The organism is Parabacteroides sp. B2-S-102 (assembly GCF_023656665.1).
GTDB classification, from domain to species: domain Bacteria; phylum Bacteroidota; class Bacteroidia; order Bacteroidales; family Tannerellaceae; genus Parabacteroides; species Parabacteroides distasonis.
Genome location: NZ_JAMOKM010000008.1, coordinates 24771 through 45523, shown reverse-complemented (window position 1 = coordinate 45523; position 20753 = coordinate 24771). Strand labels below are relative to the sequence as shown.

The following is a 20753-nucleotide window of genomic DNA, read 5'->3' as shown; positions in this document are numbered from 1 at the left end:
CAGATCTACTTACGCCCACACGAAAAAAATAACACAAAAACAAAAAGCCCTATCCGAACTTAATCAGATAGGGCTTTCAGATTATTCTATCGCTAGATATTATCTCAACGGGATATATTGTACAAACGCCTCGATCGCCTCATAAGAAGCCAAACCTAATTGGCGATACAACTCTGCGGTAGCACGGTTGCGATCTTCGGCACGCTGCCAGAACAAACGCTCGTCGTCACCCAGATACGGAGCGCTCTCGGCCTGCGATTGATGCTTCAAAATAGCGTTACGTTTGAAGCGCAACTCCTCCGGACTGATAGGTACGGCCATCTCAATATGGTCCATTTCCCATTCTGCCCATGCGCCGCGATACATCCATACACGGCAGTTCTTCATCCATTCCTCGTCTTTCACCTCGTCGATAGCGGCCAGTACGGCATCCAGACAAACCTTGTGGGTTCCGTGCGGGTCAGCCAAGTCACCGGCGACAAACATTTGATCCGGCTTGATCTCGAGCAACAGGGCCTTTACGATATCCTTGTCGACCTCACTCAAATCATTCTTTTTCACTAATCCGGTCTCGTAGAACGGAAGATCCAAGAAATGAACATGATCGTCCTTCACGCCCGAGTAGCGGCAACCGTGACGGGCCTCCTCCCGACGGATCGTTCCTTTCATAAAGAGGACATCCTTCCGCTCCGGCTCGCCGTTCTCCACCTTCTCGTAACGCAGGTAGTTGATGATCTCGTTCGCCTTATCCTTCACGGCCGAGTCGGGAGAGTATTTCTCACATACATCACGCAAATACTCGCAATAACGGATTACCTCCTCGTCGCCTACGGCAATATTACCGGAAGTCTCGTAAGCCACATGCACATCATGATGCTGGTCGCACAAACGACGCAAGGTTCCGCCCATGGAGATCACGTCATCATCCGGGTGCGGACTGAATACGATCACTTTCTTCGGATACGGGTTAGCACGCTCCGGACGATTGGAATCGTCGGCGTTCGGCTTGCCACCCGGCCATCCGGTAATCGTATGCTGGATATCATTGAATATCTTGATATTTACGTTGTAAGCGGAACCATATAACGCCAATAGCTCACCCAATCCGTGCTCGCTATAATCCTTGTTTGTCAATTTCAAGATCGGTTTGTCCGTCAACTGACACAACCAAACGATCGCACGGCGGATCAACTTATTATCCCACTCGCAGCTAGTCACCAACCAAGGATGGCTGATACGAGTCAAGTCGTAAGCGGCGGAAAGATCGATCACGACCTTGGCGTTCGGATGATTCTGCAAATAGCTGGAAGGAACGGCATCGCTAACCTTGCCCTCAACGGTCTTAGCGACAATGCTAGCCTTATCCTCGCCCCAAGCCATCAAGATCACGCTGCGGGCGTTCATCATCGTAGAGATACCCATCGTGATGATACCTGCCGGGACATTCTCCTGCGAAGGGAACGTACGGGCAGCCTCCTTGCGAGAAGCGCCTTCCAACAAGACCATACGGGTACGCGAGCTGATCGTCGTTCCACCCACGTTGAACATGATATTGCTGGAGTTACCGATACCTAGCAACATGCAATCGATACCTCCCACGGATTGGATCGTCTCCTCATACTGGCGACAGAAATCTAGGATAGCGTCTTTCGGCATGCTTCCGTCCGGGCAATAGATATTCGCAGGATCGATATCGACCTGATCGAATAACTCCTCTTTTAAGCGAGCCAGATTTCCGGCGCTGGGATTAGCCAATGGATAGAACTCATATTCCACGAAAGCGATCACGTTGCGAAAACTTAATTTCTCCTCTTTATGCATACGGATCAACTCCTTGTAAACGCTTAGCGGAGAACGTCCGCCGGGTAAAGCGATCACGAAGGGCTTACCGATATCTTGTTTTTTACGGATTTGTGTTGCTATCTCTTTAGCGATAGCGAAAGAACCTTCCTCGGCCGATTCATAAATGTTTGTCGGAATCTTTTCCAAACGGGTTAAAACTGAATGCTCGAAAGCATTTTCCGGGCGATAATACCGCAACGGTATACGCGTCAGAGTAATTTGAGAACTAAGGTTCGTTTTCATGTTTAATTATTGATTTAGTATTACAATCTTACTTGAATCACAAATATATGAAATAAGTACTGATTTCGCCATACGTTGATAGAACAAATTTATTAGCCGAAAGGTTTGATCTATATCGCCTAAAAATAAAAAAGGACCGTCCCGGCCAGCCAAGACAGCCCCTCTCTTTATTATTAACGTGTTTAGACCAATGTATTTGTCTCTGGAACTAAGTTTCCCATGCTCCATACCGCACGCACGTTCAACTTACGATCCAAGATCACGATATCCGCATCCTTCCCTCTTTGCAAGGTTCCGGTGCGATCGCTTACCCCCATCAGGCGGGCCGGAGTCTCGGAAGCCATACGGACTGCATCGGCCAAAGGAATGTCAGCCTTCTGCACCATCGTACGTACCAGTACGTCCATCGTGGCGATACTTCCCACCAATGAAGAATGATCCGCCAACTTGCATACGCCATCCTCAATGATAATGCGGGGATCGGATAACGGCTTACCCTCGTTGGCTGCGCATGAGAGAGCGTCCGTAACCAAGCAAGTACGTTCCACTCCTTTCAGCTTATAGACCAATCGGAGGATCGTAGAGGGTAAATGACGCCCGTCAGCAATCACCTCTACCGTCATATCGTCCATCAAGAAAACACTTTCCACCGTTCCCTCGTACTTATATTCACGACGCTTATGGAAACCAGGCATGGCGTTATAGAAATGAGCCGCATGCGTGAAACCGGCATTGTAAGCGGTCTTAATATCATCAAACTCCGCTTCCGTATGCGAGATAGCGGATAGGATTCCCCTCGACTTCAAGTATTGGGCGAACTCAAGCGCACCCGGTATCTCCGGGCTGGAATCCCAGCGCTTGATGCAATCCGTGCGTTCCAATATCTCTTTATATTCTTTCGGGTCGGCGGGATTCTCCTTATCGATAAACAGGCTCGCCGCCATCTTCGGATTCAGATACGGTCCCTCGATATGCAATCCCAAGATAGGGCCGTCTTTTTTCCTCATCATCTCCTCGCATACGGCCACCGCCTTATCGATCACCCCGATTTCCGGAGCCAACACGGTAGGGAATATCGTCGTGGCCCCATGCTTCTGATGGGCAGCTACCGCACCGTGGAAAGCCTCTTCCGTACATTCGGAGAAGTCGAAGCCCCCACCGCCATGGATATTCATCGCCACGAAACCGGGAACGATCGACATTCCTTTCGCATCCACCACCTTGGCGCCAATCACCGCTAAATCGCTATTTGTAACCTCCAATATCTTCCCGTCGCTAATCAATACGGAACCATCCTTCATCCATCCTTGCGGCGTAAGGATATGGCCATTTATAATCTGTGTCAACATAATCGTTCTTGCTTAGAATAGTTTATTCGTACCTTCAACCAACTTACCCATCGCCCAGACCGCACGGACATTCAAGTCACGGTCCAACAAGACGATATCGGCGTCTTTGCCCCGCTGCAACGTTCCCTTGCGATCGGATACGCCCATGATACGGGCGGGAGTCTCCGAGGCCATACGCACGGCATCCTCCAAGGGGATCTCGGCCTTCTGCACCATCGTACGGATCAGGCGGTCCATCGTGGCGACACTACCCGCCAAGGCCGAGCGGTCGGCCAACTTACACACGCCATCCTCGATGATGACACGGGGATCGAAAGCGACTTGGCTATCACTGGCAGCGCAAGCCAAGGCATCCGTGATCAGACAAGTGCGTTCCACACCTTTTATCTTATAGACCAGACGAAGGATCGTAGGCGGCACATGGATACCATCGGCCACGACCTCGACGGTCATATCATCGAGTAGATAGATACTTTCCACCGTTCCCTCATACTTATACTCGCGGCGTTTATGGAAGCCCGGCATGGCGTTATAGAAATGGGTGGCGTGGGTATAACCTACCTCATAAGCGGTCAGGATATCCTCAAACTCGGCTTGGGTATGCCCTACCGAGGCGAGCACGCCTTTCGAGGTGATATATTTACCAAACTGCATCGCTCCCGGAAGTTCCGGAGCGGCATCCCAGCGCTTGATACAATGCGTTTCCTCCAGCAAAGGGATATATTCCTCGGGATCGGGATTCTTGATGTTCTCAGGGATTTGTCCACCAGCCATTTTCATATTGAAATAATGTCCTTCTAAGTGAAGCCCCAGAACCGGGCTATCTTTCTCGGCCATCAGTTTCTCGGTGGTCTCGGCGGCGGCACGGATCATCGGGATGGTAGAAGAGGATAAGGTGGGGAAGATACTGGTAGTACCGTGTTTCATGTGTGTGGCCACCGCCGCATGGAAAGCTTCCTCGGTGCCTTCCATAAAATCACGGCCTCCACCTCCGTGCACGTGAATTTCCACGCCTCCGGGGACGATGTACATACCTTTGGCGTCTATCAAGGTTGCCCCCACTACCGCTAAGTCGCAGTTTGTCACTTCTAAAATCTTCCCGTCGCTTATCAATACCGAGCCGTCTTTCAGCCAGCCTTGCGGGGTAAGAATCTTTCCATTAATGATCTGTGTTAACATGATATGTGTTTTAAGCTTTCGCGTTTCTTTGGATAGCAAAGTTAAGGACTTTCTTTTTAAAACGAGTAAGCTATTAGAGGTTATTTTCAAAGAATAATCAAAATGACACTTTGTAATCCGAACCTCCGGAGAATCGAATATTCCGGGCCCTAAGTACAGCTCGCCTCTAAATCCGAAAGAAAATTTCAGTAATCAACTAATGGCCAACACCATACCCCAAAACAGCCTTTTATTCTAGCGAAATCAATTCATCCTAATTCATATCAAAGGGAGAGATTGGTATCATTTATAGGGTTACAATACGGTTCTAGCAGGGTAAGAATGCCTATTCACAAGTAGTCATAACCCTATTCTTGAGTAGTCACGATGCCCAACGGCGGCATATGCGTCGGCCGATGGCAGTACTGGCGTAGCCCAATGCGGCCTATCACGCATGGGAAAAGGGATATTCTCCCTTTTAAAAGCCAGCTCTCGCACTCTCTCTTCCGCTATTTCGCATCATCAACGGCAAGCACTTGTCACGAAAACAGGAGTATTTGAATCAAAAAGATCAGATAAGCTGCCTTTCACTGGCTAGCAGCCTTTTCATGAATCCTGCGTATTCAACTCTTCCAACTCCATTGTCCGTTCGGTCCATAGATCCATCGCATCGGAAAGTTCTTTTTTTAGGGCAGAATATTCACCGTAGAGAGAAGCGTCGGAGGCACCTTCCGGCGTAGCCAGCTTCGCCTCGATAACGGCAATGCCATTCTCAAGCTCCGAGATACGGGCCTCGGCCTCGGCAACAGCTTTCTCCGCTTTCTTAATCACTTTACTCAGTTCCTTCCTTGCCTCATAGGAGAGCTTGTTATGGGATACCTGAGCCTCACCGGTACCGGACATGGAAGTACTCGTCCCAGTAGAACGTTCCAATTCACGCAAGCTATCCATTTTCTTATGCTCCAAGAAATTATAGATGCCGCCTAAATGCTCGACGACTTTCTGGTTACCGAACTCATAGACCTTATCGACTAGGCCATCCAAGAACTCACGGTCGTGGGAAACCACGATCACCGTGCCGTCGAACTCCCTCAAGGCGTCTTTCAGCACGTCTTTCGAACGCATATCCAAGTGGTTCGTCGGCTCATCGAGAATCAGCAGGTTGACCGGCTCCAATAACAAGCGGATCATCGCCAAACGGGTACGCTCGCCACCCGACAGGACTTTCACCTTCTTATCGGAGGCCTCGCCGCCAAACATGAAAGCACCTAGGATATCCCGTATCTTCAAACGGATATCCCCTTGGGCTACGTAATCGATCGTATCGAAAACGGTAAGGTTCTCGTTCAATAGCTGCGCTTGGTTCTGGGCGAAGTAACCGATCTTCACGTTATGGCCTAATTGGAGCTTTCCGGTGAAATCGGCAATCTCTCCCATGATACATTTCACCAAGGTAGATTTACCCTCGCCGTTCTTTCCGACGAAAGCTACTTTATCGCCCCGATTGATTGTCAAGGTCACATGGTCGAAGATCAGATGATCGCCATAACGCTTCGCCACCTCCTCACAGATCACCGGATAGGAGCCGGAACGGGGAGCGGGCGGGAATTTCAGTCGCAGCATGGCTGTATCCACATCATCTACCTCGATACGTTCCACCTTCTCCAATTGCTTGATGCGGGATTGTACCTGTACAGACTTCGTGGCTTTATAACGAAAACGCTCGATGAAAGCTTCGGTATCGGCCAGTTTCTTCTGTTGGTTCTCGTAAGCGCGTAGCTGCTGCTCGCGGCGTTCGCGGCGAAGTACGACGTACTCCGAATATTTTACCTTATAATCGTAGATGTTCCCCAACTCAATCTCAAGGGTACGAAACGTGGTATTATCGATAAAGGCACGGTCGTGCGAGACTAAGATCACGGCGTTGGCACGGGTAGCGATAAAGTTCTCCAGCCATTGGATGGACTCGATGTCCAAGTGGTTCGTCGGCTCATCCAGTAGCAAGACATCCGGCTGGCGGAGCAAAAGCTTAGCTAGTTCGATACGCATACGCCATCCACCGCTGAACTCGGACGTCGGGCGATCGAAGTCCTCACGGGAGAAACCTAACCCGATCAACGTACGTTCCAGCTCGGCGTGATAATTATTGCCGCCCATCATCTGAAAATGCTCGGTCAAATAAGTGACACGGTCTATCACCTTTTGATAACCTTCCGACTCGTAATCCGTACGCTCCGCCAATTGGGTATTCAAGCGGTTGATCTCCTCCTCCATCTCATGGATATGCTCGAAAGCGCACTCCGCCTCCTCCCGAACCGTACGGGTATCCACCAATTGCATGTGCTGGGGCAGGTATCCGATCGTGACCTCCTTCGGCACGCTAACGGTTCCCGATGTGGGTGATTGCAGACCGGCGAATATCTTCAACATCGTCGATTTACCCGCTCCGTTCTTGCCCACTAGGGCGATACGGTCCTTCTTGTTTACCACAAATGAAATGTCATCAAAAAGCGTGAAACCGCCAAACTCAACTGTTAGTCCTTCAACCGAAATCATACTGTCTCTTTAATTTATGACCGCAAAGATACAACAGTTCAAGGTTTACTCACAAACTTTTCAATTAATATCAGCACATCCTTATGCAACGGAAGGGCCGGATCGGTATAGGTAGCCATCTGTTTTTGCTGATCCATCGTATCGCAAGTCTTCATCAGATGGTTCATATTCCCGATCAAATGGTAATCGGCCGAAGGTTGGGATCGCTTCAATAGTTCGGCGTCTTTTACGGATACTTGCATATCCTTATCCCCTTGCAAGATCAACACCGGGACTTTTAGTTTCTTGATGATTTCCTGCGGATTATACGTATACCATGAGATCATATAAGGCTGTACCGACGAGCGGAACAGGGCTTGCAAACCGATCGGCACGTCCGGTACGAGCTTCCCTTCCTTCAAGGACGTGTTTATGGATCTCACCATATTCCGGATCACTTCCGGTTGACCGGCCATCTGTTCCTCTATGATCTCATAAGCGGGACGCCCCGCACCCGCCACCGAAATGTATCCTTTCACTTTCGGATTATCCACCGAAGCCGCCATACCGACCAACGCTCCCTCGCTATGCCCCAACACATAGATTCCGGAGATCCGTTTGTCCTTGCTTAAATAATCGATCCAGCCTCGTGCGTCCTTGATCCCGTCCTCGAAACGCATGGAATACTCATCCTTTCCGGCCGAGGCGCTCGAAGCGATACCCCGCTTATCATAACGCAGGGAAGCGATACCCTTCCCTGCCAGCCCTTCCGCCAAATATCTCAAGGAATTATTCTTACCCGGCAAGGCGGCGGAGTTCCCGTCCATATCCGTAGGGCCGGAGCCGGGGATGATCAATACCACAGGATAACCGGACTCCTGATTGGGAGTTACCATCTTCCCTTTTAATACCCCGGTAGACGTATTCAACACCACCGGACGCTCATTCAACCGTACAGGCAACTGGGGCAGACCAGACAAGGATACGAGAAGAAAGCAAACGAAAGCTATCAGTTTCTTTTTCATAACGGAATCAATTTATATACTTAAAGCACACATGAGACATACAATCTCAGTATCCGCCAAATGTAACTAAAAAAGGGGAAAACCTCTCGGCCTTCCCCCTTCTTTATCTAACATCTTTATAGGAAATTAATAACCCGGATTCTGTTTCAAGTTCGGATTCTTATCCATGCTTGTTTGAGGAATCGGCAAGTAACGGTTACGAGAAGAGAACTGGCGAGTCTCAATAACAGCCGTACCCGTGATTTCCGCACGTTTAGTAGGCTCAGACTCCCCATAATTAATCGTTCCTGTAACACGTAACAAATCACCATTCATGACTTTCTCGGCAAGCATCTTTCCATCTTCCTGCCAACGGACGATGTCCGCACGGCGCAAGCCTTCGCCGGCCAACTCTACCGTACGCTCACGACGGATCAATTCACGAAGTTTATCCTTCGTCCCATATTTAGCCTTATCCACTTCCCCCATTCCTACACGCTGGCGGATCTGGTTCAAATAACCATAGATCTCATCAGAAGGACCGCTCAGCTCATTCGCGGCCTCCGCATACGTCAATAGAACCTCCGCATAACGGAATACGATCGGACAAGCTCCCGAACTCCAAACATCTCCATATTGATCCATCGGATCCAAGTATTTCGCCCAAGTCAAAGCACTCTTGGAAGCATTATCTGTATAAGTCGGGAAGTTCTTGTTGACAGTACCATCTTGAAGTTTCTCATCCAAAGTATTCAAGACATCACCTCTCCAGTCACGTCCCGGATATAAAATGGTCATGGCCATACGAGGGTCGCGATTCGCGAACGGATGCTTTGCGTCATAAGTCTTCGACTCTTCTTTCGTCAATCCATCTGACATTTCATACATATCCACCAAATTCTGGGTCGGGACGATAGAAGACCAACCTTGGTCAACATTATTATACATTTGCCCGATGGTTCCCAATCCGTCCAACGTCTCAATATTCTGATCCGCTAGGATTATCTCTTTAGAATCCACTCCCGATACCTTAAAAAGATTCGTATAATCCGGATCCAACTCATACTGCTTCAAATCAATGATTGCCTTAGCTGCGTCTTTTGCCTTTTGCCAATCACCATAATACAAAGCCTCACGCATCTTGATAGCTAAAACAGCACCTTTAGCGATATAGCCACGAGCCTCCGGAGCCTCCGCAATCCCAGCTAAGGCCTCGTCTAAATCCTTAGCTATATAATCGCGTACCTCTTGTTCCGTATTACGTTCCACTTTAGCCTCGTCCGCACTTGAATAAGAACTAATAATAGGCACACCACCATACCACCAATTCATCAAGAAATACTTATAAGCACGGATCGCTTTAGCTTGAGCCACATAATTAGCTTTTACAGCGTCACTAGAAAACGTCACCTTGTCTACATTCTCCAAGAATGTATTCGCCTTACGAATCGACTTGTAATCATAAAGGATCTGCCCAGGATTAGAACTAGACAATGACCCATCCCCCCACGGGCGGAATCCTTCCCAAGGGAAATTATTATAGCCTATATCTGAGCCACAATCCAGATAAAGCAACGTATTTCCATCTAGCAAATCCTTATAACAGCCTACTATGAAGCCCTTCGCATCCGCCTCTGTCTGCCATGTGGTAGAAGGAGCCAACTGATCCTTAGGCACCGTATCCAGAAAATCCGAACACGAAGTAGATAACGCAGCCATACCAGCCGCCAACATATATATTGATAATCGTTTCATAAAATCTTCTATTTAAATGGTCTTAACTAATTAGAATGTCACATTTACGCCAAAAGAATTTGTCATCACTAATGGGTAGCTAGACAAACGGGAACTAACCGTCTCCGGGTCTACGTTCAATGGCATAGAATCTATCGTAAACAAATTCTCCGCAGAATAATAAACACGTACATTCGACAAACCGATAGCGTTCAGCACACTCTTTGGAAGCGTATATCCCAATTGCAATGTCTTCAGACGCAGGTAACTGGTATTAATTACCCAGAAATCAGACATCACGTTAGAAGCCTCACTCGGAGATTTTCTAGACTCCGCTACACGCGGCATACTTGCATTGGTATTTTCCGGTGTCCAGCTATCCAGCCATGCAGTAGAAGGATGTCCGGCACTACCCGAGAACTCACCAAACGCTTCTTTCGTAAACGCACGGCCTACATTAGCCGCACCGGTGAAGTTCAAAGTCAAGTCAAATGCTTTATAGCCTACATTCAAGTTCAAACCAAATGTAACAACTGGATTGATAGTCTTAGACAATACACGGTCATCCGCATCCAGCTTTCCATCTCCATTCGTATCTACATAACGTAAATCACCGGCTTGGAAATCCTGTCCGAACGGGTAGCCGTCTTTTCCTTTATAGGTATCCATCCATTGTTGTGCCTCCGCGTCAGATTGGAAAAAGCCATCAGCCTTATATACATAGTAAGAATCGATTGGCTTTCCAACAAAACGCCACAAATCACCGTCATCAGGATTTGTCATACGGTCTACACCTCCTAAATCCTCGATCTTGTTCTTATTATAGGCCATATTTCCCATCACATTCAATGACCAGTCATTCCACTTATTGTTATAACCTAGCTGTACCTCGACACCTCGGTTACGCATAGAACCCACGTTGTCGAAATAAGGATCCAAGCCAAACTCAGTCGGGACCGGTACCTCCATGATGATATCCGTAGTCTTGCGATCATAGTAATCAAACGTGAAAGTCACATGATTAATAATCGCATCCAAGCCAATACCCCAAGTCGTAGATTTCTCCCATGACAAATCCTCGATACGATAGGCTTTCTGGTAATATCCCGTCGTCAAGTTGCCTCCCATAGGATAATTGCCATCCAAATTATAAGTCTGCATCCAAGGATAATATTGGTTCTCCCAAGGATTCGATTTATTCAAGGCGTCTTGATTACCTAACATACCCCAAGAAGCACGAATCTTCAAACTGCTCAACCAATCATGCGTACTTTCCATAAACTCCTCCTCGCTGATACGCCAAGCACCGGAGAAAGAAGGGAAATATCCCCAACGATGTCCCGGAGCAAAACGAGAGGAAGCATCCGCACGGAAGTTTGCCTCTAATAAATATTTTCCCGCAAAATCATAATTAATACGCCCAAAATAGGAAAGCATGGCAAGCTCTCGGCTCAAACCATCATTTGTTTGTGTAGAAGCCCCACCGGCATCCATATCATTCAGGCTATTACTCGGGAAATTATTCCTCTGCATCTGATTCTTGCTAACCTCATACTTCTCCGCATGATAACCTACCATCACTTTCAAGCCATGTTGACCAAAGTTCTTGCTGTAATTCAGCAAAGCATCGAAATTATAACGTTTCCAATTCACGAAGCGTTCAACCAAGGAAGTGGTACGAGACGCAGATGCCGGATCATCCGGTATGCTCAGAACTCGCTCCGTATGACGTTGGTCCTCGTTCACATAGGCACCCGTCACAGTAGCCTTCAGCCCATCAATAATATCATAATCAACAGAAAGTGCCCCCGTAAAATTCTGATTACAATTATCCACCGTCTGCCCGGAATCCAACCATGCGATAGGGTTACCATCGTTAGTTTGTCCGTATTTGCCATCCTTATCCTTGACAGGAATCATCGGGCTAATAATATTCAATTGACGGATAATCTGGTCGGAAGAACCACCATAATAGCTAGCATTCGGATCCGAGAAGTCATTCTTGATGAAAGACATGTTCATCCGAACAGCCAGTTTCTTCGTCAACTGCATATCCAGATTCGTACGTCCGTTAAACTGTTTACGATCTGAGTTAGGAAGGATACCCGTCTGCCCTAAATATCCGGCCGAAGCCATATACTTCACGTTCTCCGCACCTCCTGTAATACTAACATTGTGCTTATGCAACAAACCTGTCCGATAAGCCTCATCATTCCAGTCCGTATTAGGATGTCCGTAAGGATCAGAGCCATCCTCAAACATCCGGATGTCCTCGTCACTATAACGTCCCGGCTCGAAACGATTCCACAAACGTGCGTAATCGGCTGAGCTGACACGATCAATCATGGAAGTAGCTTTCGAGGCACCCACATATCCGTTATAAGAGATACGAGGAGCACCCGTCTTACCACGTTTTGTCGTGATCAAGATAACACCATTAGAAGCCTTCGAACCGTAAATAGCGGCGGAAGAAGCGTCTTTCAATACAGAAATACTCTCAATATCATTCGGATCGATATCATTCATAGAGCCACTCTCGATACCATCGATCAAGATATATGGGCTGGCAGAGTTCAAAGTACCGACACCACGGATACGGATCGTACTACCATCCTGTCCCGGACGGCCTTGACCCGAGGTAACGGTTACACCCGGCATCATACCTTGAAGACCGGAAGACACGTTGGAGATAGGACGGCTTGTCAACTCCTTGCTATCCAATTGGGCTACCGCTCCCGACAAGTTCGCCTTCTGTTGCGTACCATAACCGACAACGATCACCTCATCTAATTTCTGGGTATCTTCCTGCAAGGATACATTGATGGAAGGCTCTCCATTATATTTGAATTCTTGAGTTAGATAACCGATAAAGGATACTTGGATCACATCCCCTTTCTTCACATCCAACACGAAATTACCATTCATGTCGGTTACAGTACCATTCGTAGTACCTTTTACAACTATTGACGCTCCGGCCACAGGGCCAAAACTGTCACTAACCGTTCCCTTCAAACTACCTTCTTGCTGGGAAATACCTACCCTCGGAGTTATCGCCGCACGATCAGAAGCATGAACCACACCTCCGGAACAAAACGCTGCAGACAATAGAACAAAACTGACAGGTCTTACAATTTTCAACATAAGAATCGTTTTTTGTTTATTAAATAGCTGTTACTATTATAAGACTTAAGGCATACTATTTTAGATCTCGTTTCTTATAATATTCACTCTTCTAAATCATTAATGTATAATTATAAATCCTCGGTTAACTACCATGAAAGCACTTCTTCATCGTTCTGGCGGAACTTATAATCATTAGACGCAGCAAATATAGCACTATTTTTAATTATAAAACAAAAAAGACTAATTTTTTGCATACGAATCTAAAACAACACCACCTAGTTATTAAAATATTTAACAAACAATCTTTCCAACCATAATCTTTTTTAGTATGGAGCTATGGACATCAAAGAGGTATATGGTTTGAAATTCAAACATGAAGTTAGTGTATATGAGTAATAAACGGAGTTCCGCCAGAACTACGTACTTATAGAAGCCTGACTAATATTAAGGCACTTATTCCATTTATTCCTTTATAACCACTATTTATCATGAAAAAGTTGTTATCTTCGTCCCTTGTAATAACTAATTATTAAATTATGAAAAAGAAAAGCTTAACTTTATTACTAGCGACTACGGTGGCAAGTAGTATCCTATTTTCGTCCTGTATAGGATCTTTTGGTTTAACAAACAAACTTTTAACGTGGAATAGAAGCATCGACAGTAAGTTTGTTAATGAGCTAGTGTTCATTGCTTTCTGGATTGTCCCGGTTTACGAGATTTCCGCTTTGGCTGATGTCCTTGTGATCAACTCTATCGAATTTTGGAGCGGAAGTAATCCTGTAGCGGATGTAGGTAACGTTAAAACAATCGATGGTAAAGACGGCGTTTATACCGTAGAAACAAAAGTTGATGGATACCATATCCAAAAGGAAGGCGATGAGAAAGCGGTTGACTTAGTTTTCAACGAGGCTGACCAAAGCTGGAATGTAGAAGCTAACGGAGAAAGCACAAAATTATTAAAATTCAATGGTGATGACGAAGTTGTCATGTATTTACCCGATGGCAAGGAAATGAATGTCGAGCTAAACCAAGCAGGTGTTTTAGCTTTCCAACAGGTAGCTGACGGATATTCTTACTATGCAGCTAAATAATTGAAAATTGAGAATTGAGAATTGAAAATTACGTAGAGTCACTTCTAATTCTCAATTCTCAATTTTCAATTCCCCAGTGCTAATCTAAATAAAATACGATGAATATGAACTCTATCAAAAAAATGATGCTTTCCGGAGCATTAGGTTGCCTTATTTCCGGAATGGCTTATGCGGACGGTTCTTCACCCCAACCCGTAAAACCTTATTGGCAAGACATTCAAGTCGTAGCCGTAAACAAGGAAAAACCCAGAAGCTCCTTCATGAGTTATGCGGACCGAGAAACCGCCCTCACCTCTCGATTTGAGAAAAGCCCGTACTATTTCCTATTAAACGGTACTTGGAAATTTTTCTTTGTCGACTCTTACAAAGATCTTCCTCAAAATATCACAGATCCTTCCGTTAATACCTCTTCATGGGATGATATAACCGTTCCCGGAAACTGGGAAGTACAAGGACATGGCGTAGCCATTTATACGAATCATGGTTACGAGTTTAAACCAAGAAATCCCCAACCTCCGTTATTGCCGGAAGCGAATCCGGTTGGCGTATACCGCAGAGACATCGAGATACCCGCAAGTTGGGATAACCGGGATATTTATTTACACATCGGCGGAGCTAAATCCGGCCTTTACGTATATTTAAACGGGAAAGAAGTGGGTTATAGCGAGGATTCCAAAAATCCCGCCGAGTTCTTGATCAATAAATACCTGCAACCCGGAAAGAATGTACTTACATTAAAGATATTCCGTTGGAGCACCGGTTCTTATTTGGAATGTCAGGATTTCTGGAGAATGAGCGGTATCGAACGTGACGTATTCCTTTGGTCTCAACCCAAGGCCAGTATTCAAGATTTCCGTGTCGTCTCAACTTTGGACGATACGTATACGAATGGAATCTTCAAACTGGCGGTAGACTTAAAGAATCATACCCAAGAAACAAAAAACTTAAATGTCGGATATGAGCTTTTGGACGCAAAAGGTAATCTTATGGCCTCCGAGGCTAATGATATATGGGTAAGTCCTGCAAGTCCTCAAACAGCATCTTTTGAGTATGATTTAAAGAACGTAGCCCCTTGGAGTGCCGAGCACCCGAATCTATACAAATTATTGATGACAATAAAAGAAGATGGTAAGGTAATCGAGGTAGTTCCATTCAACGTTGGTTTCCGCCGGTTCGAGATGAAGCAAATCGACCAAGCAGCGGAAAACGGAAAACCTTATACGGTCTTATTATTCAACGGACAACCGGTGAAGTTCAAGGGAGTCAATATCCATGAGCATAACCCGGAAACCGGACATTACGTTACCGAGGAACTCATGCGTAAGGATTTCGAGCTGATGAAGCAAAACAATATCAACGCTGTCCGCCTATGCCACTATCCGCAAGACCGTAAATTCTATGAACTCTGCGACGAATACGGATTGTATGTTTACGATGAGGCGAATATCGAGTCTCACGGTATGTATTACAGCCTGAAAAAAGGCGGCACTTTGGGTAATAATCCGGAATGGCTGATCCCGCATATGGACCGTACGATGAATATGTACGAACGAAACAAGAATTATCCGAGCGTTACTTTCTGGTCACTCGGAAACGAGGCTGGAAACGGATACAACTTCTATCAAACTTATTTGTATCTGAAAGACAAGGAAATAAATAGCATGAATCGTCCGGTGAACTACGAACGTGCCCTTTGGGAATGGAATACGGATATGTACGTACCTCAATACCCAAGCGCTGAATGGCTAGAGGAAATCGGACGTAAGGGTAGTGATCGTCCGGTAGCTCCTTCGGAGTATTCACATGCGATGGGTAACTCTTCCGGTAACTTATGGGATCAATGGAAAGCGATCTATAAATACCCGAACCTGCAAGGCGGATTTATCTGGGACTGGGTGGACCAAGGTATCTTGGAAAAAGATAAGAATGGACGTGAATATTATACCTATGGTGGTGACTATGGAGTAAACGCCCCTAGTGACGGAAACTTCCTTTGCAACGGTATAGTAAACCCAGATCGTACCCCGCATCCCGCTATGGCAGAGGTTAAATACGCCCATCAAAATATCGGGTTTGAGGCGATCGATTTAGCGAACGGTTTATTCCGCATCACGAACCGTTTTTATTTCACGAACCTAAAGAAATATATGGTCCACTATAGCGTAACAGCCAATAATAAAGTTGTACGCTCCGGTAAAGTCTCTTTGGACATAGAACCTCAAGCTTCTAAGGAATTTACGGTTCCCGTAGGCAACTTAAAGCCACAAGCCGGTACGGAATATTTCGTAAACTTCAACGTAACGACCGTAGAAAAAGAGCCGTTAATCCCTATCGGACACGAAATCGCTTGCGATCAATTCCGCTTACCGATCGAAAACCCCAAGAAGACGTTTAAGACCAGCGGCCCTAAATTAACGGTTTCAACCAATGGAGATAACTTATCGGCATCCTCCTCAAAGGTAAACTTCGTGTTTAACAGGAAGACAGGAATCGTTACTTCTTATAAAGTGGATGGTACGGAATATTTCAGCGAGGGTTTCGGTATCCAACCGAACTTCTGGCGTGCGCCGACCGATAACGATTACGGAAACGGTATGCCAAAACGCTTGCAAGTCTGGAAGGAAAGCAGCAAGAACTTCAACGTGACAGACGCTACCGTCACTATGGATGGCAATAACGCCGAGGTTAACGTGAACTATTTATTGCCGGCAGGAAATCTATACATTGTTAATTATACGATCTATCCAAGCGGAGCCGTAAATGTGGCCGCCCGTTTCACATCCACGGATATGGATGCCGCCCAAACCGAGGTATCGGAAGCTACTCGCACGGCAACCTTCACTCCGGGACGTGACGCCGCCCGTAAAGAGGCCTCCAAACTAAACGTTCCTCGTATCGGTGTTCGCTTCCGCTTACCGGCAAGTATGAATCAAGTGGAATATTTCGGACGGGGACCTGCTGAGAACTACTTGGACAGAAACGCCGGTAGTATGATCGGCTTATATAAATCTACAGCCGAGGAATTATATTTCCCATATGTACGCCCGCAGGAAAACGGTCATCATACCGACACTCGTTGGGTATCACTTAGTACCGGCAAGAAAGGCTTGTTGATCCAAGCGGATAATACGATTGGATTTAATGCTTTGCGTAATTCCATAGAGGATTTCGATGACGAGGAAGCGACTGGCCTATCCCGTCAATGGAGTAATTTCACACCAGAGCAAGTAGCGAATCATGATGAAGCCGCAGCAAAGAACGTATTACGTCGCCAGCATCATATCAACGATATCACGCCTTGCGACTTCGTTGAGGTTTGCGTCGACTTGAAACAACAAGGTGTAGCAGGTTATGATAGCTGGGGTTCACGTCCGGAACCAGCTTATACATTACCCGCAAACCGGGAATACAACTGGGGCTTTACCCTTATTCCGCTTAAATAAAGAAAAGTCATAACTTATCCATAACAAAGGGAGTGTATTAGGCTTAATCCAATACACTCCCTTTGTTTATACTACCGCAACGGCTTTGCAGTAACGTATCCTTATTTAATCACTTCCTTCAAGGTATTCTGTAAGTCTTCTCCTGTGATATTCTTGGCGATAATCACCCCATTCGGATCCAATAACACATTTGCCGGAATACCCCGTACCCCATAAAGAGCAGGGATCTCAGAATCCCAATATTTCAAGTCGGAAACGTGAGTCCAAGTCAGATGATCGTCTGCGATCGCTTTCTGCCATTTAGCCTTATCCTTGTCCAAGGATATACCTACGATCGTAAAGTTCTTATCCTTATATTGCTGGAAGGCATTTACCACGTTAGGGTTTTCCTTGCGACACGGGGGACACCAAGAGGCCCAAAAATCCAATAACACATATTTTCCCCTAAAGTCCGACAATGACACAGAAACTCCTGCAGTATCCGGCAAGGAAAACTCCGGAGCGACTTGTCCGATCTGTACGTGTTCTAATTGCTTGATAATACCGTCCAAGTCCTTCACATAAGGACTATTCGCCAATGCCGGGGAAATCTTCGCACGAGTCGCCTTCAAATCATCCAAAGATAATTGGTAGGTAAAATAACGATATAGATAGAACGCCGCCGCCGGAGAATCTGGATATTTCGAAATCAAACTGTCAATATCATACCCTTCCTCAAATACCTTCTCCGCATTTTCTTGAAAGACATCATTCACCGGTGAATTCTGTACGGTAATAGTCTCCCCGTCATTCCCGATCTTGACATTCATATCCGTATTCTCCAAGAAGAGCTGAACCGGATAGTTCATATTCTCGGTTGCCAAACCAAAAAGTAAAGGCTGATCTACCTCACCCTTAAAGGTGAATTTCCCGTCTTTTACCTCTGCCGTATCCACGTCAAAGAACATTTTATTACGGAATGACTTCAAATAAATTTTACCGTCGGGCATATTCTCTACCTCGCCATTGATAACATATCCTTTTGGAACTTCTTGGCAACCAACCACCAAAAGGCCGGCAAGCGCCATCATACAAAATTGCTTCATTTCTCTATTCTATTTATTGATTACTTAAACTCTGGGTGATGATAACGTCCCTTTTTCAACGAGATCTTCCCATATTCTATCGCACGCACCGGACAACGATGAATACAGGCAACACACTGAACACAAGTATCAGCCCATTCCGGTTTTCTGTCATCCGACAAGGAAATCGTACCGGTCGGACAGATCTTCGCACAAATTCCACAAGAGACACAAGTCTCCGTCGCATAAAACCGATTACTTCCAATCGCAAAATTCACGAAAAGCGGATACACCAGATAACTTTTCAAAAAAGGTACTCCACCCGCATAATATAAAGGTAAATTCTCCTCTCGGCGAATGCTACCGATGACCTCTTGAATACGTTCTGACGCTTTCCTCAACTTATCCGTCTCCACCTCCTTACTATCCACGTCAAATCCCGGCATCAGGACATAATTGTTCGGCATTTGTACCGAAAAGCCATTCGTCAAGATAATCCCTCTTTTTTGCAGGGTTTTCCGCATGATCCGATCCGTATACCCGCAATCATCACCACAAGTACATACGAAATAAACCGCCTGACCTCCATATCCTTCCAGCCTCAACCGGGAAATAAGGCGAGTAACCAATACCGCCGGTCCCCAAGAATGAACAGGAAATACAAAAATAACCTTTTCCCTCTCTCCCAACGGATAAACATATTCACTCTTTTCTTCTGTCAACACTTCGACTATAGAAACCAAAGGCTCCTCTAAAGCCTTTCTCAATGCTTCCGCAACCCAACGGGAGTTTCCTGTTCCTGTAAAGTAGAATATCATGCGCTCATTTTATTTAGACGCAAAAATACATAATATCCAAATATATACGCTATCTTCATCTAATTTTAGAATCAAATCTCAATATCCCAAATACCCGCCGAACGTTCTAATTCGACCAAGGCTGAGCTGTAATTAAACAGCGTCTCGATATACTGAGCTTGTACCTCATCGTAAGTACGCTGAGCGTCCAAGACTTCCAACAAAGAGACTTCCCCCCTATTATAACTGTAAATCTTGCCATCCATCACCTCACGGGCTTGCCTTAAAAGCCCATCCTCATAATGATTAACTTGCTCGGCGAAAGATTGATAATTACGATATGCCTGCATCACCTCCGTCTGAACTTGCAAAAGAGCCTGCTTATATTGCGCTTCCGCTTGTTGCTCCCGATAACGAGCGGCACGAACCGTCCCCTTATTGAAATTAGAGAATTTCAAAGGAACAGCGATACCTGCCGTCACTCCGGTAAAAGGAGGTGCCGGGGCTTCCTCATTATAAACCCGGGCATTACGGCTTACGGCGATAGACAAATCCACATCCGTATTCCGCTCCCGGCAAGCTACTTTCAAGGCTCTCGCGGCCACTTCCTTGTTTTTTAAGGCAGCTACCAAATCCGTACGCCCCTCGCTTGCCGCCGTTATTAAGTCAACAAGGATAAAATTCCGAGGCTCCATACGTAACTCGGCCTCTGGGTGAAATAAAGTATCCATACTGAAAGTCCCCGTCAAGAGGTTTAAGTTCGAGAAAGCATTCTTTAATTCCGCTCCGGCTTGCAGCAACTCGTTTCGTAAGACCCCGGCCTCTACCCGGCTCTGCGTAGCATCCACCTCACGAATTTGCCCTAAAGAGAAACGGATGCTGTCGCTCTCCGCCAATGTCCGGATATTCTCATAGGCATTCTCCTTTACCTTATACAACTCATGTTGCTTCAAGGCTTCCATATAGGCAATCGTAGCGTCTGCCCGAAGGTTCCGGAAATAATCGGCCAACAAAGCCTCGGTCAACTCACTCTCGCTACGTGCCAATGAGATATTCGCACCCCGTTTTCCAAAAGAGAAAGTTTTGCTCAGTTCTACTTCAACACCTTCTCCCATCTGCAAGGAATTATTCTCATTATTGAAATAAGACACGGAAAGGTTCGGATCGTTAAACACTTTTGCCGCCGTTACCTCAGCCTTAGCGGTCGGCACATTCAATTTCTCCGACGCATACTCAAAGTTGCCTTCCGCAACCCGCTCCATATATTGCCGATACGTAAGCGGAACCATGGTCTGGGCATTCACGGATAAGCATCCGCAGAGTAACGACAGGATTATATATTTCTTCATATCTTCTAATCTAAACATAGT

General features: G+C 46.2%; 12 protein-coding genes. 2 read left to right on the top strand and 10 right to left on the bottom strand.

Features of this window, described 5'->3' with window-relative positions; translation table 11 throughout:
* Positions 1 to 99: 99 nt before the first annotated feature.
* The 7 genes from NBH07_RS11870 to NBH07_RS11840 form a co-directional block, all read right to left on the bottom strand.
* On the bottom strand, positions 100 to 2085 hold the full coding sequence (locus tag NBH07_RS11870) for a glucosamine-6-phosphate deaminase (RefSeq protein WP_005861744.1): 1986 nt from the start codon (positions 2083 to 2085) through the stop codon (positions 100 to 102).
* Positions 2086 to 2267: 182 nt separating this feature from the next.
* Entirely contained in the window at positions 2268 to 3434 is a 1167-nt protein-coding gene (gene nagA / locus NBH07_RS11865; protein ID WP_005861742.1) for an N-acetylglucosamine-6-phosphate deacetylase, read from the bottom strand.
* A 12-nt stretch (positions 3435 to 3446) separates the two neighbouring features.
* Positions 3447 to 4613 carry an N-acetylglucosamine-6-phosphate deacetylase gene (gene nagA / locus NBH07_RS11860; RefSeq protein WP_036629182.1) on the bottom strand — a complete coding sequence of 389 codons (1167 nt, stop codon included), beginning with the start codon at positions 4611 to 4613 and terminating at the stop codon, positions 3447 to 3449.
* 585 nt (positions 4614 to 5198) lie between these two features.
* Positions 5199 to 7148: an ABC-F family ATP-binding cassette domain-containing protein gene (locus NBH07_RS11855; protein WP_005861738.1), complete on the bottom strand. Its 1950-nt coding sequence runs from the start codon at positions 7146 to 7148 to the stop codon at positions 5199 to 5201.
* A gap of 38 nt (positions 7149 to 7186) precedes the next feature.
* Complete coding sequence (locus NBH07_RS11850; protein ID WP_005861736.1) at positions 7187 to 8152, bottom strand: alpha/beta hydrolase; 966 nt, start codon at positions 8150 to 8152, stop codon at positions 7187 to 7189.
* 126 nt (positions 8153 to 8278) lie between these two features.
* Positions 8279 to 9886, bottom strand: a complete 1608-nt coding sequence (locus NBH07_RS11845) for a RagB/SusD family nutrient uptake outer membrane protein (protein ID WP_005861734.1) — start codon at positions 9884 to 9886, stop codon at positions 8279 to 8281.
* Positions 9887 to 9916: 30 nt separating this feature from the next.
* A complete protein-coding gene (locus NBH07_RS11840) occupies positions 9917 to 13006 on the bottom strand; it encodes a SusC/RagA family TonB-linked outer membrane protein (protein ID WP_156682355.1) in 3090 nt (1029 codons plus the stop codon).
* Positions 13007 to 13524: 518 nt separating this feature from the next.
* Here NBH07_RS11840 and NBH07_RS11835 point away from each other — a divergent pair.
* Positions 13525 to 14079 (top strand): DUF3332 domain-containing protein, encoded by a 555-nt coding sequence (locus NBH07_RS11835; RefSeq protein ID WP_005861730.1) that lies wholly within the window; start codon positions 13525 to 13527, stop codon positions 14077 to 14079.
* A 104-nt stretch (positions 14080 to 14183) separates the two neighbouring features.
* On the top strand, positions 14184 to 17522 hold the full coding sequence (locus NBH07_RS11830; protein ID WP_502921454.1) for a glycoside hydrolase family 2 TIM barrel-domain containing protein: 3339 nt from the start codon (positions 14184 to 14186) through the stop codon (positions 17520 to 17522).
* 101 nt (positions 17523 to 17623) lie between these two features.
* Here NBH07_RS11830 and NBH07_RS11825 read toward each other — a convergent pair whose 3' ends face one another.
* The 3 genes from NBH07_RS11825 to NBH07_RS11815 form a co-directional block, all read right to left on the bottom strand.
* The gene (locus NBH07_RS11825; RefSeq protein ID WP_009018576.1) at positions 17624 to 18607 is read right to left on the bottom strand and encodes a TlpA disulfide reductase family protein; all 984 of its coding nucleotides are present in this window, start codon (positions 18605 to 18607) and stop codon (positions 17624 to 17626) included.
* Between the two features lie 20 nt (positions 18608 to 18627).
* On the bottom strand, positions 18628 to 19404 hold the full coding sequence (locus tag NBH07_RS11820; RefSeq protein ID WP_009018577.1) for an EFR1 family ferrodoxin: 777 nt from the start codon (positions 19402 to 19404) through the stop codon (positions 18628 to 18630).
* A 71-nt stretch (positions 19405 to 19475) separates the two neighbouring features.
* Positions 19476 to 20750 (bottom strand): TolC family protein, encoded by a 1275-nt coding sequence (locus NBH07_RS11815; RefSeq protein WP_009018578.1) that lies wholly within the window; start codon positions 20748 to 20750, stop codon positions 19476 to 19478.
* Positions 20751 to 20753: the final 3 nt, after the last annotated feature.